Source organism: Mesorhizobium sp. INR15 (assembly GCF_015500075.1).
In the GTDB taxonomy this organism is placed as follows: domain Bacteria; phylum Pseudomonadota; class Alphaproteobacteria; order Rhizobiales; family Rhizobiaceae; genus Mesorhizobium.
Genome location: NZ_CP045496.1, coordinates 4,133,767 through 4,150,639 on the forward strand (window position 1 = coordinate 4,133,767; position 16,873 = coordinate 4,150,639).

A 16,873-nucleotide genomic window follows, 5' to 3' on the forward strand; every position below is an offset into this window, starting at 1 on the left:
GATTGGGACCATTGAAGTATTCGGGTCGACAGGCGCAAACTGCCTTGAAGTTCGGCAATGCCGGAAGCCGCAGGGGAGCAAAGATGAGCCCTCAAACCTTTGATGAATACTGGCTCGGTTATCTCGCCGGCCACTCGAGGCCTTCGACGCGGCTGGTACACTATCTCGGTCTGTTTTTCGCGCCGATCGCCGGCGTCGCCGCATCTTTCCTTGTCGTCTGGTGGGCTTTTCTGGTCATCATTCCGTTCTTCTATCTTGCCGCCCTGCTTACCCATCCTTTCCTTGAGCACAACAGCAACAAGCCGTTCGCCGACCGGCCCTTGTGGAGCGCCATCGCGCTGCTTCGCATGCTGGCGCTCGACCTCACAGGTGGCCTTGGCCGGCAGCTGCGGCGCTTGAACGAAGCCTCACCGCAGGCATGACGGCAGCGGTCAGCGCCATCTGCTCGGCGATCCTTCTGCTCGCTGCTGGTTTTCACATCTATTGGGGTTTCGGTGGGCGCATGGCTGCCGGTGTAGCGCTGCCTCAACGGCAGGACGGAAGCCCGGTGATAGAGAACGCTGCCTTTGGCGCGATCGCGGTTGGGCTGATCATGACGCTGTTGTTCCTGCTCGTCCTTGCCAGGACAGGTGTGGTTCGGCTGCCCGTGCCACAGGCATGGCTGACGGCTGGTATTGCGCTCTGGGCGATTGTCTTCACCGTGCGGGCGCTGAGCTGGTCAAGATATGTGGGCCTGTTCAAACAGGTGAGGACGACGCGTTTCGCCAGGTACGATACCTTGCTTTACAGTCCGCTTTGCCTGGTTCTGGGCTTGGGCTTCTTCTATTTGGCGTTGGCCGACAGCGCTCCATGACGCGCCAGCCTTCATTCGCCACGCAGCCAAATCCGGTCTAGAATAGGAAATCGGCTTCGTGTAAGGAGCCGCGATCCCCATATAGGGGTCGAATTTGCGGGCGATAGCGCCCGCTTGGTTGTTTGACGCAATTCCGGACGGAAAACCGCTTTACACTTTTCCTGGAATTGCTCGGAAAGAGTTTTGGGTGCAACGATGACGAAATGGTCGCCGAATTCCTGGAGAGCCAAGCCGATCAAGCAGGTTCCTGCCTATCCGGATCTTGCCGCGCTGAAGAACACGGAAGCCCAACTCGCCACCTTTCCGCCGCTGGTTTTCGCAGGTGAGGCACGCAAGCTGAAGAAGCAGCTTGCGGCTGTCGCTGCCGGTGACGCATTCCTCCTCCAGGGCGGCGATTGCGCCGAGAGCTTCGCCGAGCATGGCGCGGACAACATCCGCGACTTCTTCCGCGTGTTCCTGCAGATGTCGGTCGTGCTGACCTTCGCCGGCGCGCAGCCGGTGGTGAAGGTTGGCCGTGTCGCCGGCCAGTTCGCCAAGCCGCGCTCGTCCGACAACGAGACCAAGGGTGAGGTGACGCTGCCGAGCTATCGCGGCGACATCATCAACGGCATCGAGTTCGACGCCAAGTCGCGCATTCCCGATCCGGCCCGCCAGGAAATGGCGTACCGCCAGTCGGCGGCGACGCTCAATCTTTTGCGCGCCTTCGCGCAGGGCGGCTATGCCAGCCTGGAGAATGTGCATCGCTGGATGCTCGGCTTTGTCTCCGATAGCCCGCAGGGCGAAAAATACGGTGCGCTCGCCAACCGCATCACCGAGACGATGGACTTCATGAAGGCCGTCGGCATCACCTCGGAAACCAACTACGCGCTGCGTGAGACCGATTTCTACACCAGCCACGAAGCCCTGCTGCTCGGCTACGAGGAGGCGCTGACCCGTGTCGATTCGACCTCGGGTGACTGGTACGCCACATCAGGCCATATGATCTGGATCGGTGACCGCACCCGCCAGCCCGATCATGCGCATGTCGAATATTGCCGTGGCATCAAGAACCCGCTCGGCCTGAAATGCGGCCCGTCGCTGACGCCGGATGGCCTGTTGCAACTCATCGACCTGCTCAACCCGGAAAACGAGCCGGGCCGGTTGACGCTGATCGCGCGCTTCGGCTCCGACAAAGTCGCCGACCATCTGCCGAAGCTGGTGCGCGCGGTGCAGAAGGAAGGCCGCAGCGTTGTGTGGTCGTCGGACCCTATGCATGGCAACACCATTGAGGCCGCCGGCTACAAGACACGGCCCTTCGACCGCATCCTGAAGGAAGTGCAGACCTTCTTCGAGGTGCATCGCGCCGAAGGCACGCATCCGGGCGGCATCCACGTCGAGATGACCGGCAAGAACGTCACCGAATGCACCGGTGGCGCGCGCGCCATCACGGCAGAGGAATTGCAGGATCGCTATCACACCCATTGCGACCCGCGCCTCAACGCCGATCAGGCGATCGAACTGGCCTTCCTGGTGTCCGATCTTTTGAAGAAGAGCCAGCCGGTGCAGCACAAGCAGGTTGCGAACGGCTGATAACGATCTGAAACAGTTGATAAAAAAGGCGCTGGAGAAATCCGGCGCCTTTTTCATTTGAGGCCAACAACGCGGTCCGGCAAGCCGGAACCGTCAGTCCTTCTTGTAGAGCAGCCAGCTCTTGCCAGCGCGGCCGGCCATGGCGGAGTGTTTGGTCACGCGGTTGCGACCGCTGACCTTCGAACGATAGAGCGCCCGGTCGGCCTTGGTGTAGAGGTCTTCGGGACCTTCGGCCTCGGAAGCCATGCAGATGCCCATGGAGACGGTGACGGTGCCGTAGTTGGTGCCGGTCTGGCTGCTGGTGAACGGCGTCTGTTCGATCAGCGCGCGGATGCGCTCGGCAATTTCGTAAGTGGTGTCCTCGCTGGCGCCCTCGATGATCAGCGCGAATTCCTCGCCACCGGTGCGGGCTACAAACATGTCGCCAAGAATGCTGGTCTGGAAAATGTCGGCGATGATCTGGATAATCTTGTCGCCGACAGGATGGCCGTAGCGGTCGTTGATGTCCTTGAAACGGTCGATGTCGGCAAGGATCAGCGCGTTGAACAGGATGCCCTTGTTGCTGTTGTAGATCCTGGTGATTTCCTTGTCGAAGGCGCGGCGGTTCCAGATATGGGTTAGGGGATCGGTATCGGCGAGCTTCTTGTACTCTTCGAGCTTCGACTTGACACTTTCGAGTTCGGCCGTCTTGTCGCTGAGCGTCGAGGCCACTTGCCTCCCGTGGTCGAGTGTCGAGTTGGTGGCGGTGGTCATGGCGTTGGCGATCTTTTGCAGAAGATCCTGGGACAGAAGGCTGCGGCCGCTAAGCCCGCTCGACGTCTCGTCGAGAATCCTGCCGTATTTTTCGATATGGCTGCGCTCGCTCCTCAGCAGCAAAGCGACGTCTTCAAGCTCCTTGGCGATGACGTCCCTGGCGTGCTCGACGATGCTGGGCCCGTGGTTTTGGGCAAAGAAGGTGCGGCCGATAGCGTCCAGTTCATCCTGGGTCGGGCGGTTGCTCAAGGAGACAACGGCAAGGCTGAGCTCACGATTGGTGCCGCTCAGCGCTTCATAGAAGATCTCGTAGTTGCGCGGCACTCCGAGCACGCCCAGCTGACGCATGGTGGCGACAACCGTGGCCGCGATGTCGGTGTTTCGTTCGGTCGGGACGGCTGCCGGTTGCATGACTGACTCACTCTCCCCTTGGATCCCGACGCAGAATTTCACGGGCTTCCATTTGTCGCCGTCTTGGGGAGACGCTGTCCGGCATTTCACAACATCATGTGAAGAGCCGCGTCCCCACACACGACTTTCACTTGCCGGGGACAATAAATGCGGCAGCGCTAAAGTTTCCTTAATTTACACGGGCTCGGCGTGTTTTTCTCTACCTGTGGCTGTAGAAGCCTTTAACCCGTGCACCAATAAATCCCCGGGCACGCCCGTTGTATGTCGCATTTGCTTGCGTATAGCCGGCACAAAGCTGGAATCCTGCCGCCTGTCTTGGTGCCACAGGATATTTCTGGATGGGGGATGGAATGAGTGACAATCACGAGGGATCGTGCCTTTGCGGAGCGGTAAGCTTCAAGACGCGCGGAGCACTGCGTGGCGTTGTGTATTGTCATTGTTCACAGTGCCGCAAGCAGAGCGGGCATTTCTACGCCGCGACCAATGTTCCCAATGCCAACATCGTGGTCGACGGTGCCGAAAACATCACCTGGTACGCAGCCTCATCCTTTGCAAAGCGCGGGTTCTGCAATACATGCGGGTCGCTGCTGTTCTGGAAGCCGGGGGACCAGGATTATGTCTCGGTCATGGCGGGCCTGTTCGACAGGCCGACGGAACTCCAGGGCGAGTGCCACATCTTTGTCGCGGACAAGGGCGACTACTATTCAATCGATGACGGGCTGCCGCGGTTCGAAAAATCGACGCCTTCCATCCCTGTCGCCGAATGAACCTTGGACAAGTCGCCTTCCTCCATTGATCTGGCCAGCCATTGCATTATCCCGTGCCGGTGATTCGGAGAGGGTTTGGGCATGCAGCGGCTGATCGACGCTTTTTTCAATTCGGTGCGGGCGTTTCGCAAACTGGCTGCCAGCGAGAAGGCCTTCCAGCAGGAACTCATGCTGCTGGTGCTTGCCTTGCCACTTGGCTGGTTCGTTTCGGTATCGTGGCGTGGCTACGCGCTGCTGGTCGGCGCGGTGCTGCTGCTGATCATGGTCGAAGTGCTGAACACCGGCATCGAGGCGGCGTGCGATGCTTTCAGCCGCGAATTCAATGTCGACATCCAGCTCGCCAAGGACTGCGGTTCGCTGGCAGTGCTGATCTCCGTGCTGATCGTTGCCGGTGTCTGGGGCATCGCCATCATCGAGCGGATCACGGGGTTTCCGATCTGATTGACGCCTAGCCTTCCCTTGACGCCTAGCCTTCCCTGGCACGTTCCTTCTTGGCGATGTGGCGGGCGATGAGCCAGGCGATAACGGCTACGCTCAGGCCGATGCTGAGACCGATCAGCAGACGCTCGTGACGCGCCAATGTCTGGCCGATGATACTCTCCGCGCCCAGTCCAAAGACATAACCTATGGTGACGAACAGGGCGGCCCAGACCATCGACGAGATGGCGTTGAGGATGATGAAGCGCGGCATGGTGATGCGCGAGAGCCCGGCCGCCACGCCGCCGATGAGGCGCATGCCATAGATGTAGCGGTTCGACAGCACGAAAATGTTGGGGTGGGTGTTGAGCAGACGATAGGCGCGGCGAAAGCCGGGTCGCCTGCGCAGCCTTGTGACATAGCGGTGGTCGGCGAAACTTCGTCCGAGGATGAAGAAGAACGTGTCGCCGACAAAGGCGCCAATGGCGGCCGCGGCGAGCGCATGCCACAGAACGAAGATATGCTGATGCGAGAAAAAGCCGCCGAGGATGGCCGCACTCTCGCCTTCGGCGACGCAGCCGAGAAAAACGGCGATCAGCCCGTAATGTTCGACAAGACGATGGACGAGGTCCGTCATGAAGGCGTCTGCTGGGAAAGTCTATCGTCGATCCGCTGCACCTGTTCGGCCAGGCGCACGATCTCGTCGCGCATGCCGATGATCTGGCTGTGACGGAGTTCGTCCAGCTTTTCATGCAGCGCCATGATCTCGATCTCGGCCTTCAGGTTGACCTCGTAGTCGTGGGCGGCATCGATTCGGTCGCGCTCGGTCTGGCGGTTCTGCGCCATCATGATCACCGGCGCCTGCAAGGCGGCGACCATCGAGAGTACGAGGTTGAGAAAGATGAACGGGTAGGGGTCGAACGCATCGCGCGACAACAGCCAGACATTGCCCGCGGTCCACAGGACCAGGAAGGCGAGAAAGGTCAGGATGAAGGACCACGAACCGCCGATCCGCGCGATCGTATCGGCCAGGCGGTCGCCAAATGTCTGGTGGAAGGCGACAGCCTTGTTGGTATCCCTGGAGATTGTCGTGTGCTCGAGCGTGCTTTGCAGAACACGGCTCTCAAGCACACTGAGACCGTCAGGCCGGCGCTTCAGCCAGCGGTTTGCCAAATCATCGATCGTCTTGTTCATGGTCGTCTCCGTCCTCAACACTGATAGACGTAGAGGCTGCCGGGCCGTGCGGGAAGTGTTAGATTGATTCCAGTTGCCGAGGGACCGATGGCCGATTTCAAGAAGATTCGCGCTCGCGCGGCAAAACGCAAAGGCGGCGAGGGGGAACTGGCGTCGCTGCTGGGGCCTGTGCCTGACAATGCGGCTCTGGCCGGCGTTACGGATGACCGCATTCTGTCGACCATGGCCGAGCGTGTCTTCGCCGCCGGCTTCGTCTGGCGTGTCATCAAGCAGAAATGGCCTGGCTTCGAGGCGGCGTTCCTGGGCTTCGAGCCGAAGCGGCTGCTGTTTCAACCCGACGATTTCTGGCACGACCTGACAGCCGACAAGCGCATCGTGCGCAATCCGCAAAAGATCAAGTCGGTGCGCGACAACGCCGCCTTCGTCGAGCGTGTCTCCAAGGAACATGGCAGTTTCGGCAAATTCCTCGCGGATTGGCCGGCTGACAACCAGGTCGGGCTGATGGCTTATCTGAGCAAGCATGGCAGCCGGCTTGGCGGCAACACCGGTCAGTATTTCCTGCGCTGGCTGGACTGGGACGCCTTCGTCATCTCTGGCGACATGGCGGCGGCCCTTCGCGATGCTGGCCTCGATATCTCGGAAAGCCCGACATCGAAGAAGGATCTCGACAAGATCCAGGCGCAGATCAACGCATGGGCCGTGGAAACCGGACTGCCGCGCCGGCATATTTCACGCATCCTGGCGATGTCGATCGGCGAGAACAATTCGCCGGAAACGCTGCGCCAATATATGGGCGAGGACTGACCGCCGAAATTGGTCCAAACGAACGCCATTGCCCGGCGAATTCCGCCGCGCTAAGTCAGCAGGCATGACCAAGAAGACCGCTCCCGACATCCTGCGCATCGCTGTCGCCCAGCTCAACCCAACGGTCGGCGATATTGCCGGCAACCTTGCCAAGGCGCGCGAGGCGAGGGCGGACGCCGCCCGCCAGGGCGCCGATATCGTTCTTTTCACCGAGCTCTTTTTGGCCGGCTATCCGCCGGAAGACCTGGTCTTGAAGCCTTCCTTCCTGAACGCCTGCGAGCGGGCGGCGGAGGATTTTGCCAAGGACACCGCCGATGGCGGGCCGGGCGTCATCATCGGCACGCCGCTGAAGCGCAAGAGCGGCACGCACAACTCGATCATCGTTGCCGATGGCGGCAAGATCCTGGCCGAACGCTACAAGCTCGATCTGCCCAACTATGGCGAATTCGATGAGAAGCGCGTCTTCCAGGCTGGACCCGAGATGCAGGGGCCCGTGAATTTCCGTGGCGTGCGTCTCGGCATCCCGATCTGCGAGGATATCTGGGGCGACGTCGCCATCTGCGAAACCCTGGCGGAAAGCGGGGCGGAAATCCTGCTGGTGCCGAACGGTTCGCCCTATTATCGCGCCAAGATCGATATTCGCCATCAGGTGGTCATCCGCCAGGTCATCGAATGCGGGCTGCCGATGATCTACGCCAACCAGCTTGGCGGCCAGGACGAATTGATTTTCGACGGCGCCTCGTTCGCTATTGGCGCCGACAAGACACTGGCTTTCCAGATGAGCCAGTTCGAGGAAGCGGTCGACGTCACCACCTGGAAACGAACAGGTGATCATTGGGTCTGTTCCGAAGGCCCGATGTCGAAAATACCCGAGAGGGAAGAAGCCGACTACCGCGCCTGCATGCTGGGGCTGCGCGACTACGTCAACAAGAACGGCTTCAAGAATGTCGTGCTCGGCCTGTCGGGTGGCATCGATTCGGCGATCTGCGCGGCCCTTGCCGTCGATGCGCTGGGCGAGGAGCGATTGCGCGCTGTGATGATGCCCTATCGCTACACGTCGAAGGATTCGCTGAAGGACGCTGAGGATTGCGCTCGCGCACTCGGCTGCCGCTACGACATCGTGCCGATCTTCGAACCGGTCGAGGGTTTCCTGCACACGCTGACGCAGCTTTTCGAAGGCACCAAGGAAGGGATCACCGAGGAGAACCTGCAGAGCCGTGCGCGCGGCACCATCCTTATGGCGATTTCCAACAAGTTCGGTTCGATGGTGGTCACCACGGGCAACAAGTCTGAGATGTCCGTCGGCTATGCCACGCTCTATGGCGACATGAACGGTGGCTTCAACCCGATCAAGGACCTGTACAAGATGCAGGTCTATGCGCTGTCGCGCTGGCGCAACAGCCATGTGCCGCCGGGCGCGCTTGGCCCTTCCGGCGAAGTCATCCCCGCCAACATCATCGACAAGGCGCCGTCGGCGGAGTTGCGCGAGAACCAGACGGATCAGGACTCGCTGCCGCCTTATCCTGTTCTGGACGACATTCTCGAATGCCTGGTCGAGAACGAGATGGGCGTTGACGACATTGTCGCGCGCGGCCATGACCGGGCGACGGTCATGCGTATCGAGCACCTCTTATATATCGCCGAATACAAGCGCCGGCAGGCGGCGCCAGGGGTGAAGATCACCAAGAAGAATTTCGGCCGTGACCGCCGCTATCCGATCACCAATCGTTTCAGGGATCGCGGCTAACCACCTGTTCCAATTAGCGAAGTAGGGGCATAGATGTTTTTCAGCTATTTCAAGGGAACGCCTGAATACCACATCGTCCGCTTCAGGAACGGCAAGATCCGCGGACAGGGGCGCGGCATCAGTTTCTGGTATGGCACGCTTGGTACCACCATCGCGATGGTGCCGGTAACGTCGCTCGACAACCCGTTCATCTTCACCGAAACGACGGCGAATTTCCAGGAACTGGCGATCCAGGGTTCGGTCAGCTACCGCATTGTCGATCCGGTCAAGGCGGCCGAAGGTTTTGATTTCAGCGCCAAGCTCAGCCGCTCCGACATTGCCGGCGATGGCCGCGAGAAGATCGCCGAACGCCTGGTGCTCGCCATCCAGAGCCGTGCACGGGCGATGGTCTCCAGCATGACCCTGGAGCAGGCGCTTGCCGAGGTGACCAAGCTTGGCGGCAATTTGGCCGAACTTCTGCGCCGCGATCCGATTGCCTCGACGGCCGGGCTGTCGATCGAGGAGGTGCATATCACCTCGGTCCAGCCGACACCGGAAATCCGCAAGGCGCTGCAGACCGAGTATCGCGAGGCGCTGCAGCGCCAGGCCGACGAGGCGATTTATGCGCGCCGGGCGCATGCCGTCGAGAAAGAACGCGAAATCAAGCAGAGCGAACTGGCCACCGAGATTGAACTTGCCGAGCGCAACAAGCTGCTGGTCGACACCGAAGCGCGCAACAAGCTGACGCTTGCCGAAGCCGCTGCCAAGGCGCAGCAGCTTGAACTCACCGTCTATTCGTCGGCTCCTGCCAATGTGCTGACGGCGATGGCGTTCAAGGCCTGGGCGGAAAAGGGCGGGGCGATCGGCAATCTGTCGATCACGCCTGACATGCTGACCAGCGCGCTGAGCCAGCTTTCCACGCCGGCGAAAGCCGGGACCTAGATGTGATCTGAACCGTGGCCGGCGAACAGAGCGACAGGCCGATCGACCGGGTGGTCGTCGTTACCCGCAAGACCGAGCTTGAGGAACTGACGACGCGGTTCAACACGCAAGGTCAGGCCCGCTTCTATCTCAGGCAATCGGGCATGAATTTCGATCCGGTCAAGGCCGCGCATGATGTCTATCATCGCGCGCTCGACAAGGTGATGGGTTCGCTTCCGTCAGGCCTCAAGCAATTGCGGCTCGACCGCGAACTGGTGCCGCAATTCGAATTCGGATCTGATGTTGTCATTGCGCTTGGCCCGGACGGGCTGGTTTCCAACACGGCGAAATACCTGCCGCACCAGCCGCTGGTCGGCATCAATCCGAACCCCGCGCTATTTGACGGTGTTCTTCTGCCGTGGAACGCCGATGACACGGAACTCGTCCTCGGTCTTACGCTCTCCGGCAAGGCGCGACGCCAGGCCGTGGTCATGGCCGAGGCGCGCTCCAATGACGGACGCCGGCTGATCGCTTTCAATGACCTTTTCGTCGGCGCCAGCACCCATGTGTCGGCACGCTACGAGTTGAGCTATGGCGGCAGGACCGAACGCCAGTCATCGAGCGGCATCATCATTTCGACCGGTGCCGGTTCCACAGGCTGGCTGCGCTCGGTGATGGCAGGCGCCGCCGGACTGGCTGCCGCCTATGGCGATACGACCGTACCGACGGTGCCACCGCAGGGTTATGACCGCGAAGGCGAGCAGCTGTTCTTCTCCGTACGCGAGCCGTTTCCCAGCAACACCACAGGCGTGTCCCTGGTGCATGGCGTCATTACCCGCGACCGTCCGCTGGTCGTGTCGTCGCGGCTGAGCAAGGGCGGCGTTATCTTCAGCGATGGGATGGAAGTCGATTTTGTCGAGTTCAATTCCGGCACCGATGTGACGATCGCGATCGCCGACCAGAAGGCCTATCTCGTCGTGCCTTAGCGCGTCACCGGTAGCCATTGTTGCAAAACAGTCTCACCGGCTGGACCAGATGTGCTTTTACGCGCCGCCTGTCTTGGCGATACGTTGAGGCGTCTCTATAAGAACATCTCCGCGATTCCCCGCGTATCGGCTCGATTTCGGAAGCATGATGCGCAGGTTCAAAGTGTTAGAGCGCACTTTGTACGTCTGAATGGACGTACTTCGCTCTAATGGGAGGAACGAATGGCAGTATTTGACATCGCTATGCGAGGCCGCGAAGCCTAGGTCTCCACCGGCGCGCCGCGAGGTTTTTGCCTTCGCCGCGACGCCGGCCCACGAGCAGGCTTTTGTCGATGCCGGTCACCGCCCGCTTTTCGGGCGAGTCGCCAGATATACCAAACCTCCGCATGCATGGGCGCGAACTAGCCCTTACGCGGTTTCTTCAATTTCGACTTTTCGGGATCGGGCACGTTTGCGCCCGAATGACATCATGGCTCGTTTCAAGATTGATATGCGCGCAGGCGCTTTTCGCAGCGTTCTTGGCTTCACCTTCATGCACTGGAAGCGCCAGCCGTGGCGGCTTTCGCTGATCATGGCTGCATTCTTGCTGTCAACAGCCGCCGATGTGCTGACGCCGCTCTACTCCGGCCGGCTGGTCGACGCTGTCGCCAGCAGTGCCAGCGCCGATGACGTTGCATGGAATGCGGCGGTGACAGCGCTCTCGCTGCTGATGGCACTGGCGCTCGGCGGCGTGGTGCTGCGCAATATTGCGTTCATGGCCATAGTCGAGCTGACGCTCAAGATGATGGCGGATATCGCCGCCGATGCTTTCCATCGCGTCCAGCGCTTTTCCACGGATTGGCACGCCAACAGCTTTGCCGGCTCGACGGTCCGCAAGGTGACGCGCGGCATGTGGGCGCTTGATCTGCTGAACGACACGATTCTGATCGCGCTGATCCCATCCGTTGTCATGCTGCTTGGCTCGACGCTGCTGCTTGGCTGGTTCTGGCCGTTGATGGGTGTCGTCGTCGCCACCGGATCGGTCCTGTTCATCGCGGTGACGGCGATCCTGTCGCTGGCCTACGTGGCGCCGGCCGCAAGGCTCGCCAACACATGGGACACACGCCTTGGCGGCTCATTGGCCGATGCCGTCAGTTGCAATGCGGTGGTCAAGGGTTTCGGTGCCGAGGAGCGTGAGGAACGGCGGCTTGCCAAGGTCGTCGCCAAATGGCGTGCCCGCACCGGGCGCACCTGGGTGCGTGGTACCATCAACGGCACCACGCAGGGCACGCTTTTGCTGGTCCTGAGAGCCGCTGTGATCGGCTTGGCGCTGATGCTGTGGTCATGGGGACAGGCCAGCGCCGGCGATGTCGCCTTCGTGCTGACCTCGTTCTTTGTCCTGCAAGGCTATCTGCGTGACATCGGCACCCACATCCGCAACCTGCAGCGCTCGATCAATGACATGGAGGAGTTGGTCGACTTCACGTCCGAGCCGCTTGGCATCGAGGATCGGCCCGGCGCCAAGCCTATTCGGATCGGCGATGGCCGCATCACCTTCGACAATGTCACTTTTCACTACGGTAGCCACCGGTCGCCGCTTTACCGCGACTTCTCGGTTGGTATCGCGCCAGGTGAACGTGTCGGGCTTGTCGGCCATTCCGGGTCCGGCAAGACGACCTTCGTCAAGCTGATCCAGCGGCTCTATGATGTGAATGCCGGCGAGATCCTGATCGATGGTCAGGACATTTCCGGAGTGGCGCAGGCATCGCTGCGCGGGCAGATCGCCATCGTTCAGCAGGAGCCGATCCTGTTCCACCGCTCGCTGGCGGAAAACATCGCCTATGCGCGGCCGAACGCGACGCAAGCCGAGATCGAGCACGCCGCGCGGCTGGCCAGTGCGCATGACTTCATCGTCAACCTGCCGAAGGGCTATGGCACGCTGGTCGGCGAGCGAGGCGTGAAACTGTCTGGCGGTGAGCGTCAGCGCGTGGCGATCGCACGCGCTTTCCTGGCCGATGCGCGCATCCTTATTCTGGACGAGGCGACATCGAGCCTCGATTCGGAATCGGAGGTGCTGATCCAGCAGGCGATGGAACGGCTGATGGTTGGCCGCACGACGCTGGTCATCGCGCATCGGCTTTCGACGGTGAGGGCACTCGACAGGCTGCTGGTCTTCGATCGTGGCCAGATTGTCGAGGAAGGCTCGCATGACGAGCTGATCCGGCTGAAGGGCGGCATATACCGCCGGCTGTTCGAGCGCCAGGCGCTGGAACTGACCAAGGGTCTTGTCAACTGACCTGAGGTAGCCCCCGGCCTTCGCCGGGCTACCTCTATCAGGCGCTGCCAACCGGGCGGCGGGATGGCGCAGAGCCCGCAATCGCTGTGCGGAGGCAACCTGTTGCGGGTGCATCGGCGCTCGTGCGAATCCAAAGGTCCGATCCCTCATCGTGTGCCGCGCGAGCAGATCCGCCTGTGAAGTCGTGTTCCAGATACTGAAAAACGCTCGTTTAGCATACCGACCGAGATATGTTGTTTCTACCGATGGTTGATTTATATTTATGCAAGCAACCAATGATGGTTTTCACGATGCATCTTGTTTCCGCAAATGCCGGTCTGGAAAAGGCGGCTGCGCCGTCGGTGCTGGAATCTCAGCACGGCTCGGTTCGGCCGCTCGCCGCAGAAGATCTCGAGCGTGTCGCCACACTCTTCCTGACGAAGTTTCGCCAGCAGCGGCGTCACCGCCTCAATCGCGCCATCGCGGAGACGGCCGAGTATATGAGAAAGATTTATCTTGACCCTGCTGGCCAATCCGGTGCGAGCAATGCTCTTGTCCAGATCAACCGGCAGGGTCGCCTGGGCGGGTTCCTCGGCGTCCTGAAAGCCCGTTACGAACTCAACGGAGCGACACTGAACGCGGCCATCATCGGCCCGCTCATGGCAGACCCCGGCGCCGATGACGGCTCGGCCGGACCGCAACTGCTGCGTGCCTTGCACCAAGGCGAATACGATCTGCAGCTGACCGATTCGGCCAACCGCACGTCGTTGGCCTTCGCGCGTCCGATGAAGTATCAGCTCATGTCCGCGCATTGTCTGGGATGGACCTGTATTTTCCGGCCGGCCGCCATGGTCGCCGCCACGCTGCGCCGTAAATGGCCCGGCGTGCCTCTCTTTGCACTCGATCCCTGCGCGAGAGCATTCGATGCGCTTGCGAAACGAAGGTTCAAGCCCCCAGTCCAGCATTCACCGTCGCAACGGGTCCATCGTGAGCCGATCGATGCCGTGCAATTTGCCGAGCGGTTGCCGACCCTCCTGTCCGATTACGCTCTTCGGCCGAGTTGGAAGGATGGCGAGTTGCCGCGGCTGCTCACGCTGGCGGCCGAGAAGCGGGCCGACGGGCCACTTCATTTCGGTGGGACATACGACGAAACGGGCAAGATGGTCGGTTGTTATGCCTTCTACGGTCAAGCGGGCGACATCGCGAACCTGTTGCAGATCCAGGCGTCCGGATATCACTGGCGCGAGACACTGGATAGCCTTTTCGCGGATGCGTGGGATATGGGCTGCGTGGGCATTGCCGGGCAGACACAGAGCAGATTCATGCCTCATCTCTTCAGCTACAGGAACCTTTTCTTCCGCTATGCGGGGGGAACGATGGTGCGCTCGCGAAACGCCGAAGTCACGGAAGCGGTCCGCTCAGGAAACATCTTTATCGGTGGGGTGATGGGTGACCGCTGGACCCGCCTCAGTTCCGACGACTTCGGTCATTGATCGCCTTCGACCGCCGTCGGCTCACCGGCTGGCTGCGCTCGGTCATGGCAAGCGCCGCCGGATTGGCCGTCGCCTATGCGCCGACCGAGGCGCATGCCGCCCCGGTCTTTTCATTCGCCGCATCATGTTCTATGTCTGCCGCGCAGCGCGGGGGCGCGTCTTGTCAATCACAAAACCATCCGGTACGCCCCGCTTATGACAGTTACCGTCCGTTTCGCCCCGTCCCCAACTGGCCGCATCCATATCGGCAATGCGCGAACCGCCCTGTTCAACTGGCTTTTCGCCATGAACAACAAGGGCCGCTTCATCCAGCGCTTCGACGACACCGACATTGCGCGCTCGAAGCAGGAATTCTCCGACGCCATTCTCTACGACCTGCATTGGCTGGGCATTTTTCCCGATGCCACGGAGTACCAGTCGCGGCGCTTCGAGGTCTATGACTCGGCGGTGGAGCGGCTGAAGGCGGCGGGCGTTCTCTACGCCTGTTACGAAACGCCGGAAGAGCTCGACCTCAGGCGCAAGGTGCGGCGCACGCGCGGCCTGCCGCCTGTCTATGGCCGCGAGGCGCTGGCGCTTTCGCCACAACAGATCGCGGAATACCAGTCCGATGGACGGCGGCCTCACTGGCGCTTTCTGCTGCCCAACTTCACCAGCGACCCGCAGCAGCCGGAACGCACCGAGGTGCACTGGAACGATCTGGTACGCGGCGAAGAGACGGTTGACCTCGCGTCCTTGTCCGACCCGGTTATGGTGCGCGAGGACGGCACCTATCTCTACACTCTGCCTTCGGTGGTCGACGACATCGAGATGGGCGTCAGCCATGTCATTCGTGGCGACGATCACGTCACCAATACCGGCGTTCAGATAGCTCTGTTCCAGGCGCTGGGTGTCGAGCCGCCCGTGTTCGGCCACCACAATCTGTTGACCACGGCATCGGGCGAGGGCCTGTCCAAGCGCACCGGCGCGCTGTCCATCGAGAGCCTGCGCGAAACGGGCATCGAGCCGATGGCTGTCGCTTCGCTGGCCGTTCTGGTGGGCACCTCTGAGAATGTCGTGGCGATGCCGACCATGGCTGAACTCGCTGAGCGCTTCCACCCGGCTGCAACATCGAAATCCGCATCCAAGTTCGATCCGGACGAGCTTTTCGTGCTCAACCGGACGCTGTTGCACCACATGCCGTTTGCCGAGGCGCGCGACCGGTTGATGGTGCTTGGCATGTCAGGTGATCAGGCAGAGCCTTTCTGGCTGGCAGTGCGCGGCAATCTCGATACGCTGGCCGATGCGGCGGGCTGGTGGCGAATTCTGCGCGAAGGCCCGCAGGAGACGCCGGAGTTTTCCGATGACGACCGCGACTTCCTTCGTCAGGCGTTTGACCTTTTGCCGGAAGAGCCCTGGAGCGGAACGATCTGGAAGGACTGGACGGCCAAAGTCAGGGAAGCAACGGGCCGCAAGGGTAAGGCGCTGTTCATGCCGCTGAGGCTTGCCCTTACTGGACTGCCTTCGGGGCCGGAGCTTGCAGATCTATTGCCGCTTTTGGGTCGGGAAGGAACGATGGCCCGACGACCCTGACCTTGCGCTGGTCCGGCGGCAGCGCCGACACCGGCGACGTCAACGGTTTGGCGGCAAGGCGCTTGATGGCTTCACGGTCAAGGCCGCCTTCCGCATTGGCCAGGGTTTCCGGGTCGGCGGCGGGATCGGGCTTGGCACCAGGCACCGGAATGAACGGGGTTGGCTGTGCGTCGGGCTGCGATTGTTCCGGGGACGGCGGATTGCCGCCGATGATCTGGAAATTCTGGGCGGCGTTGCAGCCGCAGGCCGGCGGCCGCGACATGTTCGGTTGCTTGTAAAGATAGGCCGTCGGCAACTCGCTGTATGGCTGGCCGGTGACCGATGATGTCATGGTTGCCGAATCGTCACTCATGCCACGTGAGTAGAAAACCTGCATTTCGGTGCCGGGACAGCTCGATTCGCAATTCTTCTGGTCACGTTCGAAGTCGCCGAGCGAAGCGGCGTTCGACATCGGGAAGAAATAGCCGTCGCAGGTGCGCACGCACATGGTGTGGAACTCACCGCTGAGCCTCGGCAGGTCCATGCCGTCGGGCTGATTGATGACGCCGTGGATGCCGCGCTCGCCGCCGGAATCATCGGGCTCGCCGAGTTCATCGAGTTGACGGATATCGCCGCCGAAAAGCTGCTCGAACAGATTGCCGTTGCCATTGTCGCGATTTGCTTCGCGCAGCGGCTGACGCCGTGGCTCCACCGGATTGTCGCGGCAGCCATTGGCGTCCAACGCCGCCAGGATGCGCCCGCGATCGCGGCGCGAACCGCCGCTGGCGAGTTGCGCGCGCTTGGCTTGCAAACCGTCGAGGTTGGCGTTCATGCGGTCGATCGTTCTGTTGATCGTTGCGCATTCGCTAATGTTGCGGCCGAACAGCGAAAAGCCGCACCCGGCGCTGCTCGACCGGCTGCGGGCCTTCGAGATCTGCTCGCGTTGGCGGGCAATAGCGCCGTCGTACTTGCGCACCATGGTGGGACTGCCGCCGCCTTGTGAAGCGTCAGCGAGATCGGCTTCCAATTGGCGGCATGCCCGGGAAGCCGCCTGCGGCTGGGTTATGGCAAGGCAAGACAGCACAAGCGCGCCGAGCAGTGCCGCGGCATGCGTCAGCTTCCACCCTCCGCCCGTCATCCGCCTCAAACTCCGCCTGATCGTCTGTCGCGAAACTAC

The 16,873-nt window shown here is 61.3% G+C and carries 16 protein-coding genes; 12 read left to right on the forward strand and 4 right to left on the reverse strand.

What is annotated here, in order from left to right:
• The first annotated feature begins 83 nt into the window (after positions 1–83).
• From GA829_RS20085 to GA829_RS20095, 3 genes are all read left to right on the forward strand, one after another.
• Positions 84–422: an Mpo1-like protein gene (locus GA829_RS20085; RefSeq protein ID WP_195174425.1), complete on the forward strand. Its 339-nt coding sequence runs from the start codon at positions 84–86 to the stop codon at positions 420–422.
• Positions 419–853 carry a DUF3995 domain-containing protein gene (locus GA829_RS20090; protein WP_195174426.1) on the forward strand — a complete coding sequence of 145 codons (435 nt, stop codon included), beginning with the start codon at positions 419–421 and terminating at the stop codon, positions 851–853. The genes GA829_RS20085 and GA829_RS20090 overlap by 4 nt, the downstream gene beginning before the upstream one ends.
• 195 nt (positions 854–1,048) lie before the next feature.
• Positions 1,049–2,422 carry a class II 3-deoxy-7-phosphoheptulonate synthase gene (locus GA829_RS20095; protein WP_195174427.1) on the forward strand — a complete coding sequence of 458 codons (1,374 nt, stop codon included), beginning with the start codon at positions 1,049–1,051 and terminating at the stop codon, positions 2,420–2,422.
• 93 nt (positions 2,423–2,515) lie between these two features.
• Here the strand turns inward: GA829_RS20095 and GA829_RS20100 are convergent, their stop codons facing one another.
• Positions 2,516–3,586: a GGDEF domain-containing protein gene (locus GA829_RS20100; protein WP_195174428.1), complete on the reverse strand. Its 1,071-nt coding sequence runs from the start codon at positions 3,584–3,586 to the stop codon at positions 2,516–2,518.
• Positions 3,587–3,936: 350 nt separating this feature from the next.
• Here GA829_RS20100 and GA829_RS20105 point away from each other — a divergent pair, with 350 nt between their 5' ends.
• Together GA829_RS20105 and GA829_RS20110 are read left to right on the forward strand one after the other, a co-directional pair.
• Positions 3,937–4,353: a GFA family protein gene (locus GA829_RS20105; protein ID WP_195174429.1), complete on the forward strand. Its 417-nt coding sequence runs from the start codon at positions 3,937–3,939 to the stop codon at positions 4,351–4,353.
• An 81-nt stretch (positions 4,354–4,434) separates the two neighbouring features.
• On the forward strand, positions 4,435–4,794 hold the full coding sequence (locus GA829_RS20110; RefSeq protein ID WP_195174430.1) for a diacylglycerol kinase: 360 nt from the start codon (positions 4,435–4,437) through the stop codon (positions 4,792–4,794).
• Positions 4,795–4,819: 25 nt separating this feature from the next.
• Here GA829_RS20110 and GA829_RS20115 read toward each other — a convergent pair whose 3' ends face one another.
• Complete coding sequence (locus GA829_RS20115) at positions 4,820–5,407, reverse strand: DedA family protein (RefSeq protein ID WP_195174431.1); 588 nt, start codon at positions 5,405–5,407, stop codon at positions 4,820–4,822.
• Complete coding sequence (locus tag GA829_RS20120) at positions 5,404–5,964, reverse strand: DUF1003 domain-containing protein (protein WP_195174432.1); 561 nt, start codon at positions 5,962–5,964, stop codon at positions 5,404–5,406. The genes GA829_RS20115 and GA829_RS20120 overlap by 4 nt, the downstream gene beginning before the upstream one ends.
• An 87-nt stretch (positions 5,965–6,051) precedes the next feature.
• On the opposite strand from GA829_RS20120, the gene GA829_RS20125 reads away from it, so the two are divergent.
• From GA829_RS20125 to gltX, 7 genes are all read left to right on the forward strand, one after another.
• Positions 6,052–6,768 carry a DNA-3-methyladenine glycosylase I gene (locus GA829_RS20125; RefSeq protein ID WP_195174433.1) on the forward strand — a complete coding sequence of 239 codons (717 nt, stop codon included), beginning with the start codon at positions 6,052–6,054 and terminating at the stop codon, positions 6,766–6,768.
• A gap of 64 nt (positions 6,769–6,832) precedes the next feature.
• Positions 6,833–8,515 (forward strand): NAD+ synthase, encoded by a 1,683-nt coding sequence (locus tag GA829_RS20130; protein ID WP_195174434.1) that lies wholly within the window; start codon positions 6,833–6,835, stop codon positions 8,513–8,515.
• 33 nt (positions 8,516–8,548) lie between these two features.
• Positions 8,549–9,436 carry an SPFH domain-containing protein gene (locus tag GA829_RS20135; protein WP_195174435.1) on the forward strand — a complete coding sequence of 296 codons (888 nt, stop codon included), beginning with the start codon at positions 8,549–8,551 and terminating at the stop codon, positions 9,434–9,436.
• A 14-nt stretch (positions 9,437–9,450) separates the two neighbouring features.
• Positions 9,451–10,401 (forward strand): diacylglycerol kinase catalytic domain-containing protein, encoded by a 951-nt coding sequence (locus GA829_RS20140; protein WP_210337681.1) that lies wholly within the window; start codon positions 9,451–9,453, stop codon positions 10,399–10,401.
• A 469-nt stretch (positions 10,402–10,870) separates the two neighbouring features.
• On the forward strand, positions 10,871–12,676 hold the full coding sequence (locus GA829_RS20145) for an ABC transporter ATP-binding protein (RefSeq protein ID WP_195174436.1): 1,806 nt from the start codon (positions 10,871–10,873) through the stop codon (positions 12,674–12,676).
• A 275-nt stretch (positions 12,677–12,951) separates the two neighbouring features.
• Positions 12,952–14,148 (forward strand): hypothetical protein, encoded by a 1,197-nt coding sequence (locus GA829_RS20150; RefSeq protein ID WP_258051793.1) that lies wholly within the window; start codon positions 12,952–12,954, stop codon positions 14,146–14,148.
• Positions 14,149–14,343: 195 nt separating this feature from the next.
• A complete protein-coding gene (gene gltX, locus GA829_RS20155; protein ID WP_195174437.1) occupies positions 14,344–15,717 on the forward strand; it encodes a glutamate--tRNA ligase in 1,374 nt (457 codons plus the stop codon).
• Here the strand turns inward: gltX and GA829_RS20160 are convergent.
• Entirely contained in the window at positions 15,635–16,834 is a 1,200-nt protein-coding gene (locus tag GA829_RS20160) for a DUF2865 domain-containing protein (RefSeq protein WP_195174438.1), read from the reverse strand. The genes gltX and GA829_RS20160 overlap by 83 nt on opposite strands.
• Positions 16,835–16,873: the final 39 nt, after the last annotated feature.